The organism is Vibrio sp. 3-2(1) (assembly GCF_963887575.1).
Lineage (GTDB): Bacteria > Pseudomonadota > Gammaproteobacteria > Enterobacterales > Vibrionaceae > Vibrio > Vibrio anguillarum.
On sequence record NZ_CAWPGB010000066.1, the window covers coordinates 1 to 25,001 of the forward strand.

The 25,001-nt window shown below is 45.1% G+C and carries 19 protein-coding genes and 1 pseudogene; 11 read left to right on the plus strand and 9 right to left on the minus strand.

Annotation, left to right across the window (positions count from 1 at the left end; genetic code table 11):
• Nucleotides 1–278: 278 nt before the first annotated feature.
• The 6 genes from AACQ79_RS17875 to AACQ79_RS17900 all read left to right on the plus strand — a co-directional run bounded on the left by AACQ79_RS17875 (nucleotide 279) and on the right by AACQ79_RS17900 (nucleotide 6,010).
• On the plus strand, nucleotides 279–2,480 hold the full coding sequence (locus tag AACQ79_RS17875; protein WP_170899483.1) for an AAA family ATPase: 2,202 nt from the start codon (nucleotides 279–281) through the stop codon (nucleotides 2,478–2,480).
• Nucleotides 2,480–2,665, plus strand: coding sequence for a hypothetical protein (locus tag AACQ79_RS17880; protein WP_170899484.1), 186 nt, complete (start codon nucleotides 2,480–2,482; stop codon nucleotides 2,663–2,665). Before AACQ79_RS17875 ends, AACQ79_RS17880 begins: the two co-directional genes overlap by 1 nt.
• Before the next feature lie 247 nt (nucleotides 2,666–2,912).
• A complete protein-coding gene (locus AACQ79_RS17885) occupies nucleotides 2,913–3,509 on the plus strand; it encodes a tyrosine-type recombinase/integrase (RefSeq protein ID WP_017050941.1) in 597 nt (198 codons plus the stop codon).
• A gap of 230 nt (nucleotides 3,510–3,739) precedes the next feature.
• Entirely contained in the window at nucleotides 3,740–4,558 is an 819-nt protein-coding gene (locus AACQ79_RS17890; RefSeq protein ID WP_017050940.1) for a GNAT family N-acetyltransferase, read from the plus strand.
• Nucleotides 4,559–4,636: 78 nt separating this feature from the next.
• The gene (locus tag AACQ79_RS17895) at nucleotides 4,637–5,497 is read left to right on the plus strand and encodes an AraC family transcriptional regulator (RefSeq protein ID WP_017049058.1); all 861 of its coding nucleotides are present in this window, start codon (nucleotides 4,637–4,639) and stop codon (nucleotides 5,495–5,497) included.
• Nucleotides 5,498–5,581: 84 nt separating this feature from the next.
• Nucleotides 5,582–6,010, plus strand: a complete 429-nt coding sequence (locus AACQ79_RS17900) for an N-acetyltransferase (RefSeq protein ID WP_017049057.1) — start codon at nucleotides 5,582–5,584, stop codon at nucleotides 6,008–6,010.
• Between the two features lie 163 nt (nucleotides 6,011–6,173).
• On the opposite strand, the gene gcvP is transcribed toward AACQ79_RS17900, so the two are convergent.
• The 3 genes from gcvP to AACQ79_RS17915 all read right to left on the minus strand — a co-directional run bounded on the left by gcvP (nucleotide 6,174) and on the right by AACQ79_RS17915 (nucleotide 10,880).
• Complete coding sequence (gene gcvP, locus AACQ79_RS17905) at nucleotides 6,174–9,053, minus strand: aminomethyl-transferring glycine dehydrogenase (protein ID WP_170899485.1); 2,880 nt, start codon at nucleotides 9,051–9,053, stop codon at nucleotides 6,174–6,176.
• An 81-nt stretch (nucleotides 9,054–9,134) separates the two neighbouring features.
• Nucleotides 9,135–9,515: a glycine cleavage system protein GcvH gene (gene gcvH / locus AACQ79_RS17910; RefSeq protein WP_013868476.1), complete on the minus strand. Its 381-nt coding sequence runs from the start codon at nucleotides 9,513–9,515 to the stop codon at nucleotides 9,135–9,137.
• Between the two features lie 57 nt (nucleotides 9,516–9,572).
• The gene (locus AACQ79_RS17915; RefSeq protein WP_088729426.1) at nucleotides 9,573–10,880 is read right to left on the minus strand and encodes a serine hydroxymethyltransferase; all 1,308 of its coding nucleotides are present in this window, start codon (nucleotides 10,878–10,880) and stop codon (nucleotides 9,573–9,575) included.
• Between the two features lie 392 nt (nucleotides 10,881–11,272).
• On the opposite strand from AACQ79_RS17915, the gene AACQ79_RS17920 reads away from it, so the two are divergent.
• From AACQ79_RS17920 to AACQ79_RS17935, 4 genes are all read left to right on the plus strand, one after another.
• The gene (locus AACQ79_RS17920; RefSeq protein ID WP_010320321.1) at nucleotides 11,273–11,896 is read left to right on the plus strand and encodes a helix-turn-helix domain-containing protein; all 624 of its coding nucleotides are present in this window, start codon (nucleotides 11,273–11,275) and stop codon (nucleotides 11,894–11,896) included.
• 291 nt (nucleotides 11,897–12,187) lie between these two features.
• Nucleotides 12,188–13,321, plus strand: coding sequence for a glycine cleavage system aminomethyltransferase GcvT (gcvT, locus tag AACQ79_RS17925; protein WP_170899486.1), 1,134 nt, complete (start codon nucleotides 12,188–12,190; stop codon nucleotides 13,319–13,321).
• Between the two features lie 77 nt (nucleotides 13,322–13,398).
• Nucleotides 13,399–14,385, plus strand: coding sequence for a trypsin-like serine protease (locus tag AACQ79_RS17930; protein WP_094126800.1), 987 nt, complete (start codon nucleotides 13,399–13,401; stop codon nucleotides 14,383–14,385).
• A gap of 128 nt (nucleotides 14,386–14,513) precedes the next feature.
• On the plus strand, nucleotides 14,514–15,608 hold the full coding sequence (locus AACQ79_RS17935; RefSeq protein ID WP_170899487.1) for a S1 family peptidase: 1,095 nt from the start codon (nucleotides 14,514–14,516) through the stop codon (nucleotides 15,606–15,608).
• 75 nt (nucleotides 15,609–15,683) lie between these two features.
• Here AACQ79_RS17935 and AACQ79_RS17940 read toward each other — a convergent pair.
• From AACQ79_RS17940 to fruB, 6 genes and pseudogenes are all read right to left on the minus strand, one after another.
• Nucleotides 15,684–18,221, minus strand: a pseudogene (locus AACQ79_RS17940) (M16 family metallopeptidase); the annotation flags it as partial.
• Between the two features lie 285 nt (nucleotides 18,222–18,506).
• Nucleotides 18,507–19,190: a DedA family protein gene (locus AACQ79_RS17945; RefSeq protein WP_026028609.1), complete on the minus strand. Its 684-nt coding sequence runs from the start codon at nucleotides 19,188–19,190 to the stop codon at nucleotides 18,507–18,509.
• 53 nt (nucleotides 19,191–19,243) lie between these two features.
• Nucleotides 19,244–19,621: a hypothetical protein gene (locus AACQ79_RS17950; RefSeq protein WP_234912201.1), complete on the minus strand. Its 378-nt coding sequence runs from the start codon at nucleotides 19,619–19,621 to the stop codon at nucleotides 19,244–19,246.
• A 141-nt stretch (nucleotides 19,622–19,762) separates the two neighbouring features.
• Nucleotides 19,763–21,505, minus strand: coding sequence for a PTS fructose transporter subunit IIBC (gene fruA / locus AACQ79_RS17955; RefSeq protein WP_170899488.1), 1,743 nt, complete (start codon nucleotides 21,503–21,505; stop codon nucleotides 19,763–19,765).
• Nucleotides 21,506–21,523: 18 nt separating this feature from the next.
• Nucleotides 21,524–22,477, minus strand: coding sequence for a 1-phosphofructokinase (pfkB, locus tag AACQ79_RS17960; protein WP_013868484.1), 954 nt, complete (start codon nucleotides 22,475–22,477; stop codon nucleotides 21,524–21,526).
• 10 nt (nucleotides 22,478–22,487) lie between these two features.
• Complete coding sequence (fruB, locus tag AACQ79_RS17965; RefSeq protein ID WP_115340062.1) at nucleotides 22,488–23,630, minus strand: fused PTS fructose transporter subunit IIA/HPr protein; 1,143 nt, start codon at nucleotides 23,628–23,630, stop codon at nucleotides 22,488–22,490.
• Between the two features lie 223 nt (nucleotides 23,631–23,853).
• Between fruB and cra the strand changes: the two genes are divergently transcribed.
• Entirely contained in the window at nucleotides 23,854–24,984 is a 1,131-nt protein-coding gene (gene cra, locus AACQ79_RS17970; protein ID WP_170899489.1) for a catabolite repressor/activator, read from the plus strand.
• Nucleotides 24,985–25,001: the final 17 nt, after the last annotated feature.

The following is a 25,001-nucleotide window of genomic DNA, read 5'->3' on the forward strand; positions in this document are numbered from 1 at the left end:
ATGACCAGTCTTCGTTACATTGTCAGACTCGCTACTTTATTCAGAGTCCTAGGTTCATCTGGTGATACAGATGGTTCACACATTAAGCGGTGAACAGCGCTTCATACGACCTCACGTCGCACGCCCCATTATGAGTTAGTGTTGTTCCAATTCACCAAGCCTACAGACATAACTTGACCAAGTTTTTCTCATGTATGATTATGTAATTAATTGACTATTTAGAGCTTAGATTAGCTACTAAAAGATTGGTGCATTTAGTCAAAACTAGCGAGGATAAAGTGAACGATTCTATAACAATAAAAGGGGTTACTAGTTACCATCCGACTACACCACAAATTATCGATATATCAAAGCAAAATACGTTAATTTTCGGTTTAAATGGAACAGGTAAGTCTACAATTTCTAATTTTTTGTATGATAGAGAAAAGTTCGATAGTTGCAGCCTTAATGTTGAAGGACATTTTACACCTATTGTGTACAACCAAGCCTTTGTAGATCAGAACTTTGTAAAAAGCTCAATGCAGGAAGGTGTATTCACATTAAGTAAAGACAATGGAGATCTTGAAGCTAGAATTACTGAAAAATCAAAACTTAGGGGAAAACTGTTAGACTTATACAGCGGTATCAGAACTAAGATGTCAGCCGCCAAAATGGATCAAAAAAAGGCAACTGATTCAGCTATCGAAGAAGTATTCAAACAAAAGCATATCATCGAGAAAACTTCCCTTGAACCGTTTCTTGAGGGGTATAAAAAGTCTAAAAGTAAATTTTACGACAAAGTAAAGTCTCAAAAAGGAACGTCCCAAGACTCAATTGTTAGCCTTCAAGATGAGTACAATTCACTAACTGAGTCTGATAAAACTCTACCGACGCTAATTACTCTGCCTCCTCCACCAAGCCTGAGCGTTGCAGAATCAACCATACTTTCCGAACCAATTGTAGGCTCATCAAGTAGTCAGCTCACTGAGTTTATTACTGAACTCAACAATTTAAATTGGGTTAAAAATGGTAAAGACAATTACTTAGCGGAAACTCAAACAAAATGCCCTTTTTGTCAAAAAGATACTATAGATGACACCTTTCGCTCTGAGCTTGCAGCACTATTTGACAAAACATACGACGCCAACGTTCAAAAAGTAGAAGCTATCTCGAAGACTTATGCTGATGCTGTCACTAACTATATTACCGCCATCAAAGATGCGTTTGTGAGTTGCTCGCTATATGAGCCAAGCTTACACAAAATTGACCCTGTTATTGCACTGCTAGAGCGTACCTATCAAGATAATCTCATCCTGATTAAATCTAAGGTAGAAAAGCCAAGCTTATCCATTGAACTCATTGACTATAAAGAAAAATCAGATCCTTTAATGAAAATATCTGACGAGATCAATGCAGTTGTAAAATCGGTAGTGACCAAAGCAAAAAAATTCAAGGAAAGCAAGCAAGACATCCAAAACAGGATGTGGAACTCAGTTAGATACCATACTGATTCTATTTTCTCATTGGAGAAGCGTTTAAGAGATGAAAAAGCTAATGAGATAGAACAACTAAATGCATATTTAGAAAGAGTAAAACAGGTTGGTCAAAAAGTTGCTAGTAGAATCAGCTACCTTCGATCCAAAACGTCAAATATCGACGATACTATTGAAAGAATTAATGTAAATTTAAAGAGTCTAGGTCTAATAAGCTTTGAAATTGTTGCATCAACTGACCCAGAACTACCAAATTACTTTGTACTTAGCCGAGGTGAAAAGGCCACAGAAGGGAAAGAAGTGTTTGAATCTCTCAGTGAAGGAGAAAAAACACTGATAACCTTCTTGTACTTTATCGAGAAATGCAACGGCAGTATGAGTAAGGATTCAGATATTGCCGATAAAGAAAAACTAGTCGTTATTGATGATCCAATTTCTAGCCTCTCTCAAAACTATATCTATGATATAGCCTCTCTTACTCACACCAAAATCATCAAAGGCAATAGGTTCAAAAAGGTTATTGTGCTAACCCATAGTTTGTTTTTTTATCAAGAGCTACTGAAGTTGGCGCCACAAGGTAAAGACAAGTTCAATGATAAATACTCACTATATCGCTTAAACAAAAAGCAATACACTAATCTACAGCCAATGAATAAGGATGAGCTAAAAAATGATTATCAGTCTTTATGGCAGATAATCAAAGATGTAATTGAGGGGAGTGCTAACCCTGTTGTTTTACCTAATGTAATGCGAAATATCATTGAGTATTATTTCGGCTTTGTACACAAGAGAGACAAGCTATCTGACATACTAAATGAGTTAGCAGAAAAAGAGCCAGAACAAGGACATAAGGCATTTTATCGCTACATTAATAGGAGTTCACACTCTGATCCTACGAACATTGGTTTGATGGTCGAAGTTGAACCTCAAGCATATTTGGAACGATTCAAGTCTATATTTACTGAGAGTCAAGACGAGGAACATTACAACTGTATGATGGAGATATAGTGGTTACCACTGAGGTATTCAATCAACTTAGCGTCTTGGCAGCGATCGGCGGTGCTTACACACTACCTCAAGCTTGCCTAGACGAAATCGAACGTACTGACGTACATCAACAATTTTCGGTCTCATCGGCAAAATCTCCACTGAGTGCCTGTGCTTGCCACAGGCAGCCTCATCACACAATGTAATAAGCTACTTCGGTTCAGTAGGCTGGAGAATTACCTAAGTGGTAACGAAACAAGTTTAATATACTTCTATTTTTGTGTAAATCGCTTACATAGTTTGAGTGATGTAGAACTCTCACAAATCTGAGTTATGTAGGATAGGGAACAGAACAAACGCGCTTTTGTCCACCGACGTTTCAGATCTTCCTGAACCCTACTAAATGTTACTGCCAAACTTCATGTTGACCAAAAACACTGAGAGGAGGTCATCATGAGAAAGTTATCATCTGGAAAATGCAGTGGCATCAAAAGGCCATTTAAGCTTGAAGAGATCTGGCGGATCAGAACTAGGCTAGAGATTGAAAATGATCTGATGCAGCTCGCACTACTGAACCTAGCTATAGATAGCAAGTTAAGAGCGAGTGATTTGCTAAAACTACACGTTTACGATGTTTCTTCGCAAGGAGTTATCTATGAAAGGGTTCAGTGCATCCAGCAAAAAACTGGCACCGATGTCCACTATGAGATTACTCCGAGAACACAGCAAAGTATTAGCCGATGGATTTTTGCAGCATCTCTAGAGGCAAGCAGTTTTCTATTCCCGAGTAGCCGACGCACTGGGCAACCTATCAGCTACTCATTCTATCGTTCAATTATCAGGAATTGGGCTGCAAAACTGGGACTGAATGCTGACTATTACGGCACTCATTCCATGCGCCGCACCAAAGCCACTTTAATCTATGCCAGAACGAAAAACATCAGGGCCGTACAGATCTTACTTGGACATTCGAAGCTAGATAACACAATTCGATACCTTGGCGTTGAGCTAGAAGACGCTCTGAGGTTGTCTGAGAAAACAGACTGCTGACAGACAGGAGACAGGAGCTGCCACAGGCTTTTCTTCTGAAAAGCCTGTGGCCCAAAACAATTCAGAGCTTCTCTTATTTTGGATAGGTAAGGCTGCACAAAGCTTTGATGATACGTAGTGAAAACTGTCGTTTTTATTCAATCTTTAGCTAAGAGCAAGAACTATGATGTGTGACATCGAAAAGCAATGCTCACTTGAAGAGTCATTGTATAGCATGCAGGATAAAAACGATGTTAAACATTAAACCAATCGATAACCTAGAACAGATTCATTCCCTAAAACAAGTGTACTTTGCTCAATCCACCGCACCCTTAGACGGTATGTGGCATTTCGGTTTTGTACCAATGGCGACTCACTACGGGTTCTATGAACAAGGTGCTCTTGTAGGATACTGCTGTATCAACAGTGATGGTTATATGCTGCAATTTTATCTATCCACCGAGGCGAACACCGATCAAAGAGATTTATTTACGTTAATTACTGATGGAAACAGCTCTGTCATTGGTGACGTTAAAGGCGCTTTTGTTAGCACAGCTGAGACTCAATATCTATCGCTGTGCATGGATAACTCTTTACAGTTTACAGTCAATGCGTTGATGTATCAGCAGATGGAAAAAAGCGATGAAAACGTCCAATGTAACGTTGAACTACAGCAAGCATCCACTGATCAATTGGAGCAGTTTGTTGAATTTGCTGCGGCTAACATTGGAGCACCCAAAGAATGGTTAACTGGCTATTACAACAACCTAATCAATTGCAAAGAACTATTTGGTTACTGGCAGGGAACAGAACTACTTGCCGCAGGTGAATGCCGCTTATTCGACGAATTTCAAACGGAATATGCCGATCTGGGCATGATTGTCGCGCAGTCACAACGTGGGAAAGGCATTGCTACTCAAGTGCTTCACTGGCTCGTAAAAAGCGCCAATGAGCGTAACTTAACGCCAATTTGTTCTACCGAGAGCAGTAATGTAGGTGCGCAAAAGGCAATAAAACGAGCGGGTCTCACGGCAGTCAATCGTATTGTCCAGATTGAATTCGAACTATAGTAACGAATCACAAACTATTTCTGGCTATGCTAGGCTGCTCTGAAATGGGCGTCCCTCATCAAGTTATAGGAATTCTAGATGCTCCATTGGTTATTATCACCGAAAGCTCCAACTGTCGCTAAGTATGTTCAATGCTATTGGCTGATTGAAAAACAACCGAATGCCGAGAGCTATCCATTCCCGAAGCTTAACCCTGACCCTTGTGCTCACTTAATCATTTCGCCCAAAAATCAACGCTATCGTTATGATTTCAATTCGGCTGCTTCTATAGGATTAGGAAGTCATTGGCTCTATCCCCATCAACAAACCGTTGCACTAGATCATACCAATCCGTTCGTTCATCTTGGGATTAAATTTCATACTGGAGCCTTGTATAGCTTGCCCCAATTTTCGAAGCAAGTGGCTCTTTTAGAGCAATCCATGTTACTCGATCAAGTTGAAGAGGTAGCAAGCGGTGACAGGCTTTATAATCTATTGGATTTAGATGAGTTAATTACTCTTGCTCAAAGTGACCCGAATAATTGTGTTGATCAACTCGATACGAAATTAACACCGTGGCTCAAACTGTGCTCTGAAGATAAGCACAGTGAACTTACTCGGCAAGCTTTGAAGCATCTTGATAATACCCCCATCTCTGATTTGGGAGAGCGGCTTTTTTGCTCACAACGAACCTTAGAGAGAAGCTTTCAGCGTGTGACTGGAATGACGCTGAAGCAGTGCCAATCCATGAATCGATTAGAGGTGATGTTAGAGTATATTTATCAGCGAGACTCAGACGCACTCGACTGGGTAGATATTGCGTTCAGATTTGGATTTAGTGACCAACCCCATTTAATCCGCTACCTAAAAAAGCAGTTAGGATTAACGCCGAAAACCTATGAAAAAGAGCGAGGGTTAACAATTGATGTCTATGGTGGTATCACAGCTAGCAACGATTGAGATTGTCGGAAATGTTCAATCTCAGAACCGTTTAATTTGGATAATATCAGGCAATACCAAACAATTTACCAACGGAATATCGGAATGATTAGAAAACTCAAGCCAACAGATATTGAACGCATTTTAACAATTTGGCTTAATGCATCCATCAAGGCTCACGGTTTTGTATCGCCAGAGTTCTGGAAGTCACAAGTTCCCAGCATGCGTGATATCTACATCCCTGCCTCAGAGACTTATGTATATGAAAAAAATGGTGAGATTGTAGGGTTCTACTCGCTATACGAAGACATGTTAGCGGCAATTTTTGTTGCACCAGAGCATCAATGTAAAGGTATTGGTAAAGAGTTAATCGCTCATGTTAAGCCTCAAAGAAATACTCTAACTCTTTCTGTATATAAAGCCAATCACGCAAGCTATCAGTTCTATCTAAAGCAAGGGTTTATCACCATCAGTGAGCAGTTGGATGAGCATACGGGACATCCTGAGTGCATGATGAAGTGGGATCGATATTAGTCACTGGAGTTGTTGTTAGCTCACTTTTGTCCAAAAATCGTTTTACAGCATAACAAAAAGGCGAACTTCTCAGTTCGCCTTTATTATTGAATATTGATAACAAAGTCAGTCACAACCTAAAAGATGATCATAAACTGTGACGACGCGCCATCAACATCAGCACCTACTCTTGGTAGTTATCGATACTTGGGCATGAGCAGACAAGGTTACGGTCACCGTAAACGTTATCGACGCGGCTCACGGTTGGCCAGTATTTTGATGCCTGAGTATGAGCGGATGGGAAGCAAGCCGTTTCACGAGAATATGGGTGAGCCCATGCTTCACTCGCGAGATCCGATTGTGTATGCGGCGCATTCACTAACGGGTTGTCGGCTAATGGCCATTCGCCTGATTGAACTTTCTCCATTTCGGCGCGAATCGCAATCATCGCCTCGCAGAAGCGATCCAATTCGGCTAAGTCTTCCGATTCGGTTGGTTCAATCATCAAGGTGCCAGCAACAGGGAATGACATCGTCGGTGCGTGGAAGCCATAATCCATCAAACGTTTAGCAATGTCTTCTTCGCTGATACCTGTCGCTTCTTTAAGCGGACGAATGTCAATAATGCATTCGTGCGCTACGCGGCCGTTACTACCACGGTAAAGAATAGGGTAGTGTGGGCGCAGTCTTTCCATCACATAGTTAGCATTTAAAATAGCGACTTGAGTAGCCGTGGTTAAGCCTTCTGCACCCATCATGGCAATATAAGCCCATGAGATAGGCAAAATAGAAGCGCTGCCTAAATCGGCCGCAGATACGGCGTGATCGCTGCCTTCAACTCCCCCTTCAATATGTCCCGGTAGGAAAGGCGCTAGGTGAGATTTTACACCAATCGGCCCCATACCTGGGCCGCCGCCGCCATGTGGAATACAGAATGTTTTGTGCAGGTTGAGGTGAGAAACATCAGAGCCAATAAAGCCCGGATTGGTTAAACCAACTTGCGCGTTCATGTTGGCACCATCAAGGTAAACTTGGCCGCCCGCGGCGTGAACCATGTTACAGACTTCTTTAACTTGTTCTTCGTAAACGCCGTGCGTTGAAGGATAAGTGATCATGATGCTAGAGAGGTTCTCTTTATGCTTCTCAATTTTGTCTGCGAGGTCTGCGATATCAACGTTGCCGTTATTATCACATTTCACGACCACTACTTTCATCGAAACCATTGAAGCGGTTGCAGGGTTGGTACCGTGTGCTGAGCTCGGAATTAAGCAGACGTTACGGTGCCCTTCACCACGGCTTTTGTGGTAGCGCTGAATCGCTACAAGTCCTGCATATTCGCCAGAAGCACCGGAATTTGGTTGTAGCGAGAAGGCATCATAGCCTGTGATTTCACAGAGCTTTTCTTTTAAATCCTTAGCGAGAGCGGCGTAACCTGCGGCTTGCTCTTTCGGTGCAAATGGGTGGATTGAACCAAATTCAGGCCAAGTGACAGGGATCATCTCGGCTGCGGCGTTCAGTTTCATGGTGCAACTGCCAAGCGGGATCATGCCGTGAGTTAATGAAAAGTCTTTATTCTCAAGTTTTTTCAAATAACGCATCATTTGCGTTTCGCTGTGATAGGTGTTGAACACAGGATGCGTTAGGAAGCGAGATTGACGGCGGCACTGTTCTGGAATCGCTGCAAATTCGTTGGCGGCAATTTCTGCCGACAGCGCGCTTACCGATTGCTTAATATCGAAAACCGCAAACAGGGTTTCAAGATCAGCTGTGGTGGTGGTTTCATCCAAACTGATGCCCAATTGGTCATCAAATCGGCGTAAGTTGATGTCGGCTTGCTGCGCTTTTGCGTACAGAGCTTGAGTTTGAGCGGCGCTCTTTAAGGTAATCGTGTCAAAGAAGCTGTTATGCACCAATTCGTAACCCGCTTGAGTTAAGCCTGCCGCTAGAATTGCTGTCATATGATGAGTACGGCGCGCAATGGTGCGCAACCCTTCTGCGCCATGATAGACCGCATAAAACGAGGCCATATTAGCCAGCAGAGCTTGCGCGGTACAGATGTTCGAGGTTGCTTTTTCGCGGCGAATGTGCTGCTCGCGAGTTTGCATTGCCATGCGCAGTGCTGGGTTACCTTTGGCGTCAATCGACACGCCGATCACGCGGCCGGGCATAGTGCGTTTGTGCGCTTCACGCGTTGCCATAAAGGCGGCGTGTGGGCCGCCATAACCCATAGGGACACCGAAACGTTGAGCCGAGCCAATCACGACATCCGCGCCCATTTCACCCACTGGTTTCAGCAAGGTGCTGGCCAGTAAATCCGTGGCAACAGTGACCAAGATTTTATTGGCTTGCGCTTTAGCAATCAGATCGCTTAAATCACGCACTTCACCTGTGGTGCTTGGGTATTGCAGCAGCGCGCCAAACACATCTTGTTCAGGCAATGAGTCGAGTGCGCCGATTTGTACCTCAAAACCGATAAATTCAGCGCGAGTTTTTACCACTTCAATGGTTTGTGGATGAACATCGTCCGCCACAAAAAAGACGTTACTTTTGCTTTTTCCTGCGCGTTTACACAGTGTCATTGCTTCGCCAGCGGCCGTTGCTTCATCGAGCAGCGACGCGTTGGCAATATCCATCGCTGTTAAATCCATCACCATTTGTTGGTAGTTAAGCAGTGATTCCAAGCGACCTTGAGAGATTTCTGGCTGGTAGGGCGTGTAAGCCGTATACCAACCGGGATTTTCCAGTACGTTACGCAAAATGACGTTCGGCGTGAAGGTGTTGTAGTAACCTTGACCAATGAACGTGCGTTTAATCTGGTTTTGATTGGCAAATACTTTCATCGCGCTGAGCATATCGGCTTCGCTTTTAGGCGCAGCAAGAGACATTGGGCTTTCTAAACGAATTTGCGCAGGAACGGTTTGCTCGATTAACGCGGCTAAGCTTTCGGCGTTAATCGCGTTGAGCATTTTTTGTTGATCGGCTGGGTTGGGTCCGTTGTGGCGTGCAACAAACTCATTTTCGGTACTTAACTGGCTAAGCAGTGGGCTGTGAAGTAATTCAGTCATTTCCTTTACCTTTTCAAAGATCGTGTGCGACCTTAAAAAAAAGCCGCCCATGCTGGGCAGCTTTGATCCGTGATGGGCTAATTAATCTTCTTCGATAGAGTTTTGGTACTCTTCTGCATTTTTTAGATTGTCGAGTTCAGAAGCATCAGACATCTTCACTTTCACAATCCAGCCACCTTCATACGGTTCTTCGTTGATGAGTTCTGGGCTATCTTCTAACTCTTCGTTGATTTCAACGATGACACCTGTAATCGGTGCGTAAATATCTGAAGCGGCTTTGACAGATTCAACCAGAGAAAAACTGTCTCCAGCATCAATTTCTGTATCTACTTCAGGTAGGTCAACAAACACGACGTCACCAAGCATCTCTTGCGCATGCTCAGAAATACCGATGGTCACTGTGCCGTCACCGTTGTCGCGCACCCACTCGTGGCTATCTGCAAACTTCAGTGTATTGTCCATTGCTTTATCTCCAAAAAAGTATCGTATTGATTTGAACTTGTGTTTAATTTAAAAAGGCTATTGGTAGAGTGGGAAGCGTTGGCACAGCGCTTTAACTTGTTTGCGCACACGTTGCTCAACATCACTGTTTCCTTCTGGGCTCACAACAAGGCCATCAAGAACATCGCCAATCCACTCACCGATGAGTTTGAATTCTTCACGACCAAAACCACGGCTGGTTCCAGCTGGCGTACCTAAACGAATACCCGAAGTAATCATAGGCTTCTCGGTATCAAATGGGATGCCATTTTTGTTACATGTGATTCCTGCACGCTCTAATGCTTGTTCGGCGATATTCCCCTTCAGCCCTTTAGGGCGAAGATCAACAAGCATGAGATGAGTGTCAGTCCCGCCAGTCACAATGTCACAACCGCGAGTTTGCAATACTTCGGCGAGAACTTTTGCGTTATCGATCACCGAATCAATATAACGATGAAACTCAGGGCCTAACGCTTCGCCTAGTGCTACCGCTTTGGCCGCAATTACGTGCATTAACGGGCCACCTTGCAGGCCGGGGAAAACCGCCGAGTTAATTTTTTTGCTGATCTCTTCGCTGTTGGTCAAAACCATACCGCCTCGTGGGCCGCGCAAGGTTTTATGTGTGGTGGTCGTGACAACGTGGGCATGCGGCAATGGGCTTGGGTGAGCACCAGTGGCGACTAACCCGGCAATATGCGCCATATCGACCATTAAGAGCGCGCCCACTTCATCAGCAATGGTTCGGAATTTGGCAAAATCAATCACCCGAGGAATGGCAGAGCCGCCCGCAATGATCATTTTTGGTTGATGCTCTAACGCGAGGCTGCGTACATCATCATAATTGATTTCTAAGGTCGTGCTATCGACACCATATTGAATAGCATTAAACCATTTACCAGAGAGGGCAGGCCGAGCGCCATGAGTGAGGTGGCCTCCGGCATCCAGAGACATACCTAAAATCGTGTCACCCGGTTGCAGTAAAGCCAGCATCACCGCGCCATTAGCTTGTGCGCCTGAATGCGGCTGCACGTTGGCGTATTGACAATGGAATAGGGATTTTGCACGTTCAATCGCAATGGTTTCGACGGTATCAACGTGTTCGCAACCACCGTAATAGCGACGGCCGGGGTAGCCTTCTGCATATTTATTGGTGAGACAAGTACCTTGCGCTTGCATAACGGCTTTTGAAACGATGTTTTCTGAGGCGATCAGCTCAATTTGTTCATTTTGGCGCACGTATTCGGCTTGAATACCCGCAAAGACAGCATCATCAGTGGCAGCAAGGTTGGTTGAGAAAAAGCTCTCAAGGCAGTGGTTGGGGTAACTTTTGTTCACGTTGGCATTCATGGTAGATGACCTTCCAATAATCCGACGGATTGGCTAAACATTCCGTCATTCCTTTTTAGTGGCTGCCTTATCGTTAAGCCGTTAGGCGACAACAAAGCAGAGTGTCAGTTATCCTTAAACTGGATTGCAACCCCAACAATACGGGGTGAAAAGCCACTTAAACCTTGTTAAATCCCTAACCGCAATAAGTGGTAAACTGCATCTCTTTATCTAACAAGTCAGTAACATACTCTTTGACTTATAAACAATCAATCAAAAATTTCCTATAGGAAACATGGTTTCTTTTTTTGTAAGCAAGAGCACGCTTTATTTACGTGCAGCCTCTTTAACCTTGCGTTGGCTTTATGCCACAATGATGGCCGAAATCAGGAAGATAATAATCGAGGGAAAGCATGTCTGAAGACATTTATGATGAGTACCCATCGTTGACCTTGGCCAAGGAAACTGGTGAACAAACGATCGAACCGCTTAAGCTTGGGCAACGTATTAAAGAGATCCGCTCTAAGCTTGGGATTACGCTAGAAGAGGCGAGCCAGCGGACAGGATTAGCTCGATCTACATTGAGTAAAATCGAAAACGAACAGATTTCTCCAACCTACCAAGCGATGCAAAAACTCGCTCATGGATTGCAGATAGATATGCCTCAACTATTTGAGCCACCAAAGAAAATTGTGGCAACAGGTCGTAGGGATATTTCTCGTATTGGTCAGGGAAAGCCGCATCCCACCCCAACTTACGAGCATGAATTGCTCGCCACGCAGCTCTCTAATAAGAAAATGATGCCGTTTAAAAGCCGAGTGCGAGCTCGTGCATTTGAAGAGTACAGTGACTGGGTTCGTCACGATGGTGAGGAGTTTTTGTTGATCCTCACGGGTGAAGTTTTGTTCTATAGCGAATTTTATGAACCGGTTCGATTGGCGGAAGGTGATAGCGTTTATTACGACGCTAACATGGGGCACATGCTGGTCTCTGTCAGCGAAGAGGATGCATTGATTTTGTGGGTTACTGCAAAATGAGTGTGAAAACGCGAAGTTTCTTATAGTGACAGCAATCGTTTGCTATTTGTTGGCTTTGCCCTCTGTAGTGTGCTTTTAATCACTTTTAGCTCAGGCGATGGTAAGCATCTCGCGACTTTTAATTGTGATTGGGTTGTTAATTTTGACAATTCATCTTGTTTTGAACTTGTTAATCCGTCCGAACGGGCGCATTCTTGTTCACTATTGGAAACATGGTTTCCTCTTCTTTGGACATAATAGCCAAAATTTGGTGGTGAATTCCCTGCTGGGTCGGCTGAAATGGAGATAAAAATGACTCAAGAACATGCAAATCAAACATTACTCACTACTCCTTTACATGCGCTGCACATCGAAGTTGGAGCGAAAATGGTGCCATTTGCTGGCTATGACATGCCCGTTCAGTACCCATTAGGGGTAAAGAACGAGCATTTGCATACTCGCGAGGCGGCTGGTTTGTTTGATGTTTCGCATATGGGCCAACTTCGTTTGCATGGAGCCAATGCCGCGCAAGCATTGGAGTCATTGGTTCCGGTCGACATTATTGACTTACCAGCAGGCAAGCAGCGTTACGCTTTTTTCACCAATGCACAAGGTGGCATCATGGATGACTTGATGGTTGCTAACCTTGATGATCATCTGTTTGTTGTGGTTAATGCGGCTTGTAAAGCACAAGATATTGCTCATCTACAAGCACATTTGCCACAAGGTGTTGAGCTCGAAGTCATTGACGATCGCGCGCTGTTAGCGCTGCAAGGGCCAAAAGCCGCTGAAGTGCTAGCTCGCCTGCAACCGCAAGTGATGACGATGCACTTTATGGATATTCAGCTAATGGACATCGATGGAGCCCAGTGCATTGTCAGCAGAAGTGGTTATACCGGTGAAGATGGTTATGAAATTTCTGTACCAGCAGAGCAGGCCGAAGCATTGGCGCGTAAACTGACCTCTTATGAAGAAGTGGAATGGATTGGTCTGGGCGCGCGCGATTCACTGCGTTTAGAGTGCGGTTTGTGCCTTTACGGGCATGATCTTGATACCACCACAACGCCAGTTGAAGCGAGCTTGTTATGGGCGATAAGCAAAGTGCGTCGTGCTGAAGGTGAGCGTGCGGGTGGTTTCCCGGGTGCAGACATCATTCTTGGGCAGATCGAAAGCAAAGATGTTGCACGTAAACGTGTAGGTTTAGTGGGGTTAACTAAAGCGCCAGTACGTGAAGGAACGGAGCTATTTGATGCCGATGGCCAGCATATAGGCGTAGTGACCAGTGGTACAGCGGGACCGACGGCTGGCAAGCCCGTGTCTATGGCCTATATCCGAGCTGATTTATCAGCGATAGGCACAGAAATTTTTGCTGATGTGCGCGGAAAAATGCTGCCTATGGTGGTTGAGAAAATGCCGTTTGTGGCTCAGCGTTATTATCGCGGCTAAAGCATCATAAAATGTAATAAAAGCGCATTTAAAGATGTTTCATATCGATAACGGATTAAGTACTATCTGGGTTCAAAGTGATAAGGAATGACATGATGAACAAATGGGTAGTACTTTTATCTTCGCTCGCCGTCTCTGGCAATGTGTTCGCCGTTGATGCTCAGCCCTACATAGTAAACGGTACGGATGCAAGCGTGACGGAGTTTCCTTCTATAGCGAGCTTGTTTTTTGATCAAATTGATTATAACGGTTCGTATGGAAGAGGAAGCTATTGCGGTGCTTCGTTGCTCAATAACCAATACGTATTGACGGCTGCGCACTGTGTTTATGGTAATAGTGCAAATCAGCTTTTCACCTCTGTTGTACCTAAGCTGCAAATTGAAACAAACTTTCCATACAACATATTAGAAAAAGCGCGAGTGGCGGAGATCTATTACCCATCAACTTATAACAACACCACTTTATTGGATGATATTGCGATCCTCAAGCTTGAAACACCTTTGACAATGGTGTCGTCTGCTGACTACTTAACGCGGCCTACCGCAAATTCTGATAGTACTTATCGTTCATCAAGTGAAACCTTTATTGCCGTTGGGCATGGTAATACCTCTTCTAATATTGATACTAAAACGTATCTACAGAAAACTAATTTAACCTATGTGCCTAATGTATATTGCAATTACACTTCCACCACGGACACTAATTTATGTATGGAAGGAGTGATAGGTTCTACGGGGCTTGAAAATGCAACCTGTCAGGGCGATTCTGGGGGGCCGTTATTTTGGCATATTGGCGGTAACTATATCCAAGTTGGTATAACCAGCTTCGGGCCAACTACCAAGTGTGGAGACCCTAATCCGCTAATTGGTTCAACGTCTGTATTTACAGAAATCCTTGACTATTCTACTTGGATTGAGAGTGTTCTGCTTGGTTCTGAACCACCAAAATTTGTCGCAACAGAAGCGAAACGCCAAGCTTATTTAAACCCACCTTCTGACAGTGGCGGTTCATTCGGCTGGTGGTCTTTACTGCTGATGTTTATCCCCTTCATTCGTAGACGTTGAACCCTTATTGATCTCGAGCGACCTGTTTAGGTCGCTTTTTTATTGCCTTTTTTGAGCAGGTTCCACTTAGGGCGCTAAACTTGAAAGTGATACACGCGTATCTTTCTAGATGAGTGACGAGGTGATGGATGTACAAATGGATACTGTTCAGTGCGATGCTATCAGCAAATGCTTATGCGGTTGATTTCCAGCCTTACATTGTGAATGGTTCGGATACCAGCAGTGCCACTTACCCTTCTTTTGCTAGCCTTTTATATCAAAGCAGCGCTCAGTATAGTACCAACAGTTTTTGTGGGGCGAGTATTATCAATTCACAGTTTATTTTGACGGCAGCTCATTGTATTTACGGTAAAAAAGATACCATGCTTTATACGGTGGTAGTGCCTCAGTTGGATAATGTGGCCGATTTCCCCTACGGGAATATCCAGATATCGCGCGCGGCGGCTTTTTATTACCCCAGTACTTACATCAATTCGTCCAGCGCACTCTGGCGTGATGACATTGCGATTATCAAGCTCGAAACACCGCTCAATGTGGCGGACTATTCTGCGCTACTCAATACTCAGTCAAATAATGATTACCCTGCTGGCAATAATTACAAAGCGATTGGGCATGGCTACGTGGCGGGTAATGTCCCGAATGCTAATAAGCAGTTGCAAGAAACGACCCTCACTTTTGTTAGTAATGCCGTCTGTAGCGCTTTTTATGGCTCGGCACTGACCTCAAAGCAGATCTGTTTTGATGGTGCGGTAAGCGGTGCATATAAAAACTCCACCTGTTCTGGCGATTCCGGTGGGCCTGTCTATTGGTTTAATGGCTCGCAATACATTCAAATTGGTTTAACCAGCTTTGGGCCTTCACTATGTGGCGATACTAACCAACCGATCACCTCGGTATTTACGGAGCTTTATGATTATCAGAGCTGGATTCAGCGCGTTCTTACAGGGGCAGAGGCGCCTAAATATTATGTTGCCACTCAAAATGGGGTACGTGTTCTGATTGATACTCAAACTGTTGCCCCTCAAGAGGAGAGCGGTGGCAGTTTGAGTATCCTAGGGTTGACTCTACTGCTGTTATTTCGCTTTCGGGCGCATAATAATTTTGGTTCGTCTGTTGTGGTGATTAAAAATTTGCTTGGCTCTCAACGTCATCTCTTGTGCGGTGATTCGGTTTGCCGTTTGCTCTATGTTAAACAACGCATCGATGCCGTACCCGTGCAGTGAATAACGTTGAATAAACCAATTCATCTGCTTGGGGTCGTCTGTGAGTGGTTTGAGATCGGCAATCAATTGTTTTGCTGCGGTGAGCGTTTCCTCTTCCGTTATTTCGACGGATAAACCGTCAATCAGCTTATCAATGGCTTGCTCTGCGGTGTCGACATCATTGGATGAAATCTCAACGCTAAATAGCCAATCGTTGTGTGGTTCACTATCGGCTGAAACTGCAAAGGTATTAGGAGCATAATCCAGCCCTAGCTGTTCACGCACCTGACTCACCATGCGGCGGTTTGCCACACGCCACAACATATCATCCATAAAGATAGTAGTAGCCGATTTGTGTTCCGGGTCGTTACTGATCACTCTGGCAAGATAGGCACTGCTTTTTTCGTCATTGATCGCCATGTCGATTCGAGGCTGAAAGTCTGCGCGATAATCAATGCGATAATCGACCTCAGGTGCAGAGCTGAAGGTTAATGACGCTACATAGGTACGCAATAGCGGTTTCAGTTCGGCAGGTTTAATGTCTGCGGTAATAAAGAGTTTAAAGCCTCTATTTTTCTTAAAGAGATCATCATGGGTTTGCATCAGTTGCTCAACACTCACCGTATTGATGTCCGATCCTTCGTATAACCAATGAGTGGTGTCCGGCAGATAGCTATTGCGATTAATGGCGAGCGCCATCTGGCCAATGGGTGAGCGAAGAAAAGTATCACGATTTTGCTTAAACTCTTGTTTTGTTAACTGCAGATGGCTGTCGTCGATGTTGATGGCTGTCATCGCCGTATAAAGGGCCGCAAACGCTTCGGCTAACTCATCTTTAGATGATTCAAGGCTGATACCATGCGACGTAAAGTCGATGTAGGGATTCAATATGATGCCGTGTCTTCTCAGGTGATTATCCAACTGAGAGCCGCTAAAGTTACCAATTCCACCGCGTATGGCACTCGGAATAAGCACTTCAGAAGCTTTACGCAAATCGGGCTCTAAGCTTGCTTTACCACCAAGGCTTGCCAAAGAGGTATACACTTTTTCCCCTGCGTTAGTGTCTCTGTGATACCACACTTCAACACCGTTACTTAGCATCCAAGTGGTGATATCCATCGGCTCTTGAGGTTGAGATTCCGACAAAATAGCACCTATCTGCGTAGGTGTTACAAAAGCTTGATTGACCTCTTGTAGTAGCGGTGGCCGCCCTTTTTGGGCAAACAGGGTTTTGAGTGTTGGCAGTGTCGCGACGACGGATTCGTTGTCTTCACTTTTATCCAACCCAATATTGATCTGGTAGTCGCTAGACAATAATTTGCGAAGGTGTTTATCGAGCATGGCACTGTTGGTGGTCGAGATAAATTCGGTTAACGTCGACCGTCGGTCTAAATGCGACTGGATCGGTTGATCCAATGTGCGCGCCAGCGTTTTTTCTTCGACTAAATCTATCGCGGTGGCTTTTTGCCAATTGTTATCGAAGTTCGCTAGCATCTCTTGATACTGACGGAAAATCGCCTGAAACTCTTGCTCACTCACACCATGATCACGCAGTGCAGCAAGTGTGGAGAAGAAGAGATTTTGCGATGCTTCTCTTGAGTCCACTGGAAACCCGACCTCTGCAAACGAATAGCGCTGGGTTTCAAACGGGATAGTTTGGGAATAAATCCAAAGTGCTGGAAGGTTGGCATCACTAAAATTGCTGGATAACCGCTGTTGTATCAGTTGCTGGGCGATATCATCGAGCCACCATTGGGCTTGCTGTTCACGGCTGGCTATTTTTTGCTCGCCACGGTCGATAAACAGGCTAATGTTCGGTGAGTCATTGGCACCAATGTAACCCACAAAATCTGTATTATTGGCCGTAATGCTGTGATTTCTAGTCGGCATTGGCGTGCTGCCTTTTTCCCAGCTCGCGAAATGTTTTTCTATCAGTGCCGTGGCTTGTTCTAATGTGATATTGCCAGCGATAACGATTTCGGTGAGCTGTGGCTGATACCAAGTGCGGTAAAAATCGGCAATCCCTTCGGCTGTCGCTTGGTTCACACTCTCTTTGGTGCCCAAGGGATCATGCTGCGCATATAAAGTATTAGCAATCATGTGCTCATAAACGTTTTGAGCGTAGCTCTTCTCCTCTTTACGTGAAAAACGAAACTCGCCCATGATCACGCGTTTTTCATTTTCAACCGATGTGGGAGTAAGCTCTATACCATCGGCAATATCTCTAAACCAGACCAGAGCTGGCTCTACCGCTTGGTTATCGGGTAAATCCAGTTTGTAAACCGTTTCTTGATAAGCAGTATAAGCATTGATGTCAGGGCCAAAACTGACACCTGATTGCTCAAAGGTTTTGATCGCATCATTTCCGGCATAATGAGCGCTGCCATTAAAAGCCATATGCTCAAGAAAATGAGCGTAGCCCTGTTGCTGATTGTTTTCTTGAAATGCGGCTGCGTGAACAATCAAGCGGATGGAAACGGGTTCTTTTTGATTGGGATAAATGTGGTATTTCATGCCATTGGCCAGCTCGGCGCTCGCCCAATAGGGATCTTCTTTGATCGGAGTGAACGCTTGATTTGAAGCACATCCCAACAGAAATAAGCAACTAACGAATAGTAGACGATATATTTTCATAACAACCTCGACATGTATTTGGTGGCAATATACGTCATGAGGTTTGAATTATTTTGGGGAATGTGACTGTCAACTCAGGTTTTGAGAAAGAAGTTTCAATTTTTTCGTAACAATGAATGTTATTAATTACATTGTGTAACGGTAGTGTTAGGTTTTGAATAGTTTACCCACCTTTGTATTGGATATCTCTAACACGTCAGCTAACACCATAAAACAGAGAGGCTGGCTAATTTCTTCAACAGTGGAAGCATTAGCTTCACACTGCTGAGAGATTAGTTCGGTGATCTACTGGCTTTCTTCACTGATACGAGGGGCTTTTTGCAGTGAACGTTTACGCATTAACCAACCCACCAGTACCGTTGAGATAGCGATCAACAGTGTCATCAGTGGTGCTAATATCAACGCATGATTGGCTATTTTGGCAAGCTTATCGGGCAAAAGAGAAATACCTAAGCCTGAGCCGACCAAAAACAGAATCCACGCCAGCGCGCTCAGTGGTGAGACGAGCAGGAAGCGTGTTGGTGTTACTGCATTACGCAGCCCCATTACCATAGGCAGCAAAGAACGAACTACCGGCAGAAAGCGCCCCATGAACATGGCCAGTAGCCCATACCTTTGGATCAAGTTATCGGTAGTGCGCCACTGTTTTTCTGAGACTTTGTTGAGCCAAGTTGAGACTAATCGCCACTCTTTAAGTTGGTGTCCTTGATAAAAGGCGATCGCACTGCCCAGCCAACCAGCAAAAACCAACACGCCAATAATGGCATAAAGGTTGAGTACCCCAACGGCCGCAAGGCTACCGCACAGTACAATCACACTATCGCAAGGCAGCGGCGCTGCTGGAATAAATGCACTTTCAACGAAGATAAGTAACCCAATGCAGAGGTAAAGTAACGACAGATCGACCTGTTGTAGCGCAAACAGATCTTGATGCCATAAGGCAGAGAAAATAGACAAAAAAGTATTCATAACAAGCTTCCTCAATCAGTAAATAGTAATAATTGGTCCGATTGAAAAAGGTGTTAAGCGTGGGCGAAGCGTGAATACAGGTTGGAAAATTGCAGTGCTTTACGCACAAAAACGTGAGTTGATTGACCTATATACAGAGAACAAATGACGACAAACGCAGTGGTACTGAGAGTGTAAAAAAGTAGGGTAGTTTCTGCGCTCGTCTCTTCGTCGTCATCTGAGATTAACCGAAGCCCACTGACTCGTGGCGACTCATGCCTTGTGGTTAATATCGCTGCATCACGATCAACAAAAAATGGATGACTGGAAAAATGAACATGCTGGATTGTCGTAGACTCACTCGCAGAAAAGCTTTGTGTAGCATTGAGGTTGAGCGAGGAGAACAGGCTCAATAAGCTAAACAAGAAGGCAAACATCAATGACTGGATCATAACTATCGCGAGGCTACTTAAACTGAGGGTGAGTATGCGGCGTGTCAGCGGTGCGTGTAAAGGAATTTTAGCCCTGGAAAAGCGTGAAAAAGTGAGCAGCGCTGCTGCTCACTCATGATGGTTAGATATTAATGATGCAAATTATATTGCTGCCGCGGTTGAGCTCTCGCTCGCTTTTGCGCGGTTTTTAAGGAAGGCGTAACCAAAGCCAGTCACCGCCGTACCAGCCGCAATCGCGATTAGGTACATCAGTACAGGTGTAATCGCATTTGGGATCAGTAGGACAAATAAGCCGCCGTGCGGAGCCATTAATTTCGCGCCAAACAACATAGACAGTGCACCCGTTAACGCGCCGCCTGCCATACAAGCTGGGATAACGCGCATTGGATCTTTCGCTGCAAATGGAATTGCCCCTTCAGAGATAAAGCATAAACCTAGTACAAATGAGGCTTTACCCGCTTCACGTTCACCGGCTTCAAATTTGTCTCTGGCAAGGAAAGTCGCAAGGCCCATACCTAACGCTGGCACCATACCCGCAGCCATAATAGCGGCCATTGGTGCGTAAGTTTGCGAAGCAAGTAGACCAACACCAAAGGTATACGCTGCTTTATTAATCGGCCCGCCTAAGTCAAAGCACATCATCGCGCCTAGGATTACACCCAGAAGTACGGCGTTGGCTGAGCCCATGTTGTTTAAGAACTCAGTCATTGCAGCCATGATGCTCGATACAGGGCCACCAACGATGTAAATCATCACCAAGCCAGTAAAGAGACTCGCCACAAATGGAATGATGAGGATCGGTTTTAGCGCTTCCATCGATTGAGGTAAGGAGACTTTATCTGCAATGAATTTAGCGGCGTAACCTGCAATGAAACCGGCCACAATACCGCCAAGAAAACCGGCTCCGGTAGAGCTTGCCAACATCCCGCCAATCAAACCAGGAGCAAGCCCCGGACGGTCAGCAATCGAGAACGCAATAAAACCCGCCATGACAGGGATCATTAATGCAAAGGCTGAACCGCCACCAATGGTCATCAGCGCTGCCGCCAATGTGCCTTGCTCTTTAAACGCTTCAATACCAAACACAAAAGAGAGTGCGATGATCAAACCACCCGCGACTACGACAGGAAGCATGTGAGATACCCCAGTCATCAGGTGCTTGTACACCCCTTTTTTCTCTTCGGTTTGATTGTTATTAGACGCTGACGATTGCGTATAAATAGACGCTTGGTTAAACGCGTTGGTGATCTCTTGCTCGGTTTTTTTCAGTGCAAGACCTGTACTGGTTTTGTACAGTTTTTTGCCGTTGAAACGATCGAGTGGTACTTCGATATCGGCCGCAATGATCACCAAATCCGCATCAGCAATCTCTTGCGCCGTGAGTTGGTTTTTCGCGCCCACAGAACCACGTGTCTCTACTTTGATTTGATGGCCAAGGCGTTTTGTATGGTTTTCTAGCGCTTCTGCCGCCATAAAGGTGTGTGCAACACCCGTTGGACAAGCGGTAATCGCCACGATTTTTTTAGCGGCTTGCGTTACGACTGGCGCAGATACCGTTTTTGCCTCTTGCTCAGTTAGGATAGTCGCTGCACTTATCGCGCTGTTCAAAAAAGCAACGGGATCAGACGTGCAGGCTGAAATGTCACTTTGGTACACTTTTTTGCCGATAAAGCGGGTGGTATCTATTGGTGTATTACGAGCAATAACCACCACATCTGCGTTGTCGATTTCACTGCTAGAGAGCGTATGGCCTTGAATGATGCTGGAATGGCATTCAACCACAGCGGTCCAATTGAGCGATTTTGCCGCTTGTTCAAGCAGCCCGGCAGCAATGATGCTGTTTGCAACGCCACTGGGGCATGCGGTAATAATAGCAATCTTCATAGTTACGACCTTCTGTCCTTATGAGTTAGCGCTTAAGCTAACGGGTTGTAATTGGATTTGTTGTTGTAGGGTTTCTAGTTGTTTTCGGTTTGACATACCCACGCCGACTTGCGTAACAGCTAACGCAGAGAGGGCAGTGGCAAAAGTAAGCAGTTCTGTTTTTTCCATCTGCTGCATGTGTCCCCAGCAAAGGCCAGCGACTAAAGTATCGCCTGCGCCAACAGTGCTAACGACCTGCATACGTGGTGGTTTTGCATGCAGCCATTGATGTTGGTTCAACCACATCACGCCATTTGCTCCCATCGACACCACGATATTTTCGATGCCTTTTTCGGCCAGTTGCGCGGCGGCCGCTTGGCATTGCTCAGGAGTGTGTAGTTCACGCCCCACAAATTGAGAAAGCTCTTCATCGTTTGGTTTAATCAACCAAGGCTTAGCGTCAAGGCCCGCTTTGAGAGCATCACGGCTGCTATCAAACAGTACTTTTTTACCCATCGAGTGCAGTTTTTCGATCCACGAAGCACATAATGCTGGGGAGATGCCCTGTGGCAAGCTACCAGCGAGCACAAAATAGTCGTGATCAGCGGCTAATCTCTCGAGAGTGCGTTCGAACTGCTCAATGGCAAGCGGCGTCACTTCAACTCCGGGGAAATTGATGTCGCTCACTTCGCCCGATTGCTCCACCAATTTCACGTTAATACGGGTTGCACCATCAACACGAACAAACTCATCAATTGCGGCCATTTGATCAAATAGCTGACAGAACAACTCTTGGTTATCACGGCCAAGAAATCCGGTCACAGTCACCTTTGCACCGAGATCGCTCAGTACTTTCGCAACATTAACCCCTTTACCTGCGGCGTGAAGCGAGCCTTGTTTGACTAGGCTCACTGAGCCAACATTCAGCACATCCAAGCTACCTGTTAAATCAAGCGCTGGGTTGAGCGTGATAGTGACGACTTTATTTGTCATGGCTTAATCCTCACCCTTCACCTAGACCAGAAGCAATCGCTTTACCGATCGATTCTAATGCTTGCTCGGCGTCTGCCCCCTCAGCTGAAAACTGAAGCTGGTGGCCATGTTTTACGCCCAGCGCAATGACTTTCATCAGGCTTTTCGCGTTGGCTGTTTTTCCGTCGCCATCTAAGTTAGACACTTTGATATTGGCTTCAAATTTCTTCGCTTCGGCCACCAACATCGCTCCTGGACGAGCGTGCAGACCATGTGCATTTTTGATTTTGAATACCGCAACCTTGCTTGCTGCGCTCTCATCTTTTGCCGGAGCTTGCTCATTGTCATTGCTGAAGAAAGCCAATAATTGGGCAGCATTCGCATTGAGCAAGGTTTCTTGCTGTTGCTGAAGCACAAGCTGCGTGAGCTTATCCAGAATGTTTTGGTGAGCATTATTACAAGCGGCAATCGCGATCAAGGCTTTGACGTTGAGTTGATTGTATTCACACGCATTGGCGGTTGACACAAACGAAATGCCCGTGCGTTTGACCGCTTTGTCACTGCTGATTAACCACAATCCCTTGCCTAGGTGGGTTGGCTCTTTCGTGACCAGTTCGGCAACAAATTCATTGTCGGCACAGCCGGTATTGCGTAGCAAACCGCCAGCGACGGCGCTCATCTGTACCATATCACTGGCAGGGAAAAGCAGTTGGATCAACGAAGCATCAAAATCAGGCTCAAATTGCACTTCGCCATTGAGGAGTGCAATCACATCATTGGCACTGGACGCTTGTTTCAGTTTCTCTTCAACGCCATCGGCGGACAACACTTGCGTCAGTTGTTTTAGAATGCCCAAATGTTCATCGGATTTCGCTGCAATACCAATCGCGACATAAACGGTTGTGTCGTTACCCCAGTCAACGCCGTTGGGGAAGTGGTGAACAGCAACACCCGTTTGCTTAACCAGTTGACGTGTATCGGTTGTACCGTGTGGGATCGCGATACCATTACCAAGAAAGGTCGAATTCTGAGCTTCACGGTTAAGCATGCCATCGACATAGCCTGCTTCGACGAACCCTTTGTTGGTTAGATCCGCTGCGATAGCTCGAATCGCCTCTTGCTTGTTCGTGGGTGATTGGCCCAAAGTAATATTGTTGGAATTGAGTTGCAGCATTTTGGCCTCTTTGCCTTACGGCTTAATTCGTTATCACTTTGAAGTATAGATTTCACCTAAGTGATAGTTTATTAATATGACTTATTCAAGCTGAATCGTTTCAGCTTTTTTCCCAAAAAAATTCAGCAAACCTATTTTTGACGAAAAATGGCGCTGTTCAACTTACTCGCACTGCTCATTTTTTATAACACTCACATTTGGTGATCTTTACATCGATGAAGTGATGGTCAAATGTAGCCTTAGTTATCATTTTGTAATTTTGCTGAATCCTTTCAGCTTTTATACTGAATCGATTCAGCGTATAATTCAACTTCATCAAGGATCAAAAAATGAGTTCTATGATCCGACGCACAGAACAAGAGTGGTTGATATGACACTAGATGAGATAGCGAAGTTAGCGGGAGTCTCTAAAACCACCGCCAGTTATGTAATCAATGGCAAAGCGCAGAAGTACCGCATTAGTGAAAAAACCCAGCAGAAAGTGATGGCGGTGGTGGATGCCCATAATTACCGTCCCGATCACGCCGCTTCTGCTTTGCGAGCAGGAAATAGCCGCTCTTTTGGGCTCATCATCCCTGATCTTGAGAACACCAGTTACGCGCGTCTTGCCAAATTGTTAGAGCAGAACTCTCGTCAAGCGGGTTACCAAATTCTCATCGCCTGTTCGGACGATGACCCGCATACCGAAATGTCGGTGGTGGATGCCTTGGTCTCACGCCGCATCGATGCACTGTTTGTTGCCAGCGCGATTCCTCACGCCAGTGAGTTTTATCTCAAGTTGCAACATTCAGGTACTCCGGTTATTGCGATTGACCGCCCGTTAGATGATGAATTTTTCGCCTGTGTGATCAGTGAAGATTTCAACGCCGCGTTTGAATTGACTCACTCTCTATTAACGCCGGAGATTAAAACCGTTGGTTTGGTCGGTGCATTACCAGAGCTTAATATTTCGCAAGAACGCCAGTTGGGTTTTGAAGCCGCGCTGAGAGCGAAAAATCTGCACAGTATCATCGGTTATGGCGCGCACTTTAACCGTGAAGAGGGCAAACGAGTGGTGAATGAATGGATCGCCAATAACAGTATGCCAGATGCGATCGTCGCGACTTCTTACACTCTGCTTGAAGGGATTTTAGATGTATTGTTTGAAAACCCAAGTTTAATGAATCAGGTTAAGTTATCGACATTTGGTGACAACCGTCTACTTGATTTCTTGCCGATTAAAATCAACTCGTTGCCGCAACAGTTTGAACTGATTGCCGACAGCGCACTCGCGTTAGCACTCAACGCTTCGGCAAAACGTTATCAAGCTGGGATCGAATTGGTGCCTCGTAAACTGAAAGTTCGTATCTATTGATGGCCACTTTTTAGCTT

Bases quoted from the DNA above. Each gene is read 5' to 3' on its own strand.
- fruA (WP_170899488.1), bottom strand. From the start codon at position 21,505: ATGAAGATTGCTATTATTACCGCATGCCCCAGTGGCGTTGCAAACAGC.
- AACQ79_RS17890 (WP_017050940.1), top strand. From the start codon at position 3,740: ATGTTAAACATTAAACCAATCGATAACCTAGAACAGATTCATTCCCTA.
- gcvT (WP_170899486.1), top strand. From the start codon at position 12,188: ATGACTCAAGAACATGCAAATCAAACATTACTCACTACTCCTTTACAT.
- AACQ79_RS17935 (WP_170899487.1), top strand. From the start codon at position 14,514: ATGTACAAATGGATACTGTTCAGTGCGATGCTATCAGCAAATGCTTAT.
- AACQ79_RS17900 (WP_017049057.1), top strand. From the start codon at position 5,582: ATGATTAGAAAACTCAAGCCAACAGATATTGAACGCATTTTAACAATT.
- pfkB (WP_013868484.1), bottom strand. From the start codon at position 22,477: ATGACAAATAAAGTCGTCACTATCACGCTCAACCCAGCGCTTGATTTA.
- gcvH (WP_013868476.1), bottom strand. From the start codon at position 9,515: ATGGACAATACACTGAAGTTTGCAGATAGCCACGAGTGGGTGCGCGAC.
- cra (WP_170899489.1), top strand. From the start codon at position 23,854: ATGGTCAAATGTAGCCTTAGTTATCATTTTGTAATTTTGCTGAATCCT.
- AACQ79_RS17915 (WP_088729426.1), bottom strand. From the start codon at position 10,880: ATGAATGCCAACGTGAACAAAAGTTACCCCAACCACTGCCTTGAGAGC.
- AACQ79_RS17895 (WP_017049058.1), top strand. From the start codon at position 4,637: ATGCTCCATTGGTTATTATCACCGAAAGCTCCAACTGTCGCTAAGTAT.
- AACQ79_RS17950 (WP_234912201.1), bottom strand. From the start codon at position 19,621: ATGATCCAGTCATTGATGTTTGCCTTCTTGTTTAGCTTATTGAGCCTG.
- gcvP (WP_170899485.1), bottom strand. From the start codon at position 9,053: ATGACTGAATTACTTCACAGCCCACTGCTTAGCCAGTTAAGTACCGAA.
- AACQ79_RS17920 (WP_010320321.1), top strand. From the start codon at position 11,273: ATGTCTGAAGACATTTATGATGAGTACCCATCGTTGACCTTGGCCAAG.
- fruB (WP_115340062.1), bottom strand. From the start codon at position 23,630: ATGCTGCAACTCAATTCCAACAATATTACTTTGGGCCAATCACCCACG.
- AACQ79_RS17885 (WP_017050941.1), top strand. From the start codon at position 2,913: ATGAGAAAGTTATCATCTGGAAAATGCAGTGGCATCAAAAGGCCATTT.
- AACQ79_RS17945 (WP_026028609.1), bottom strand. From the start codon at position 19,190: ATGAATACTTTTTTGTCTATTTTCTCTGCCTTATGGCATCAAGATCTG.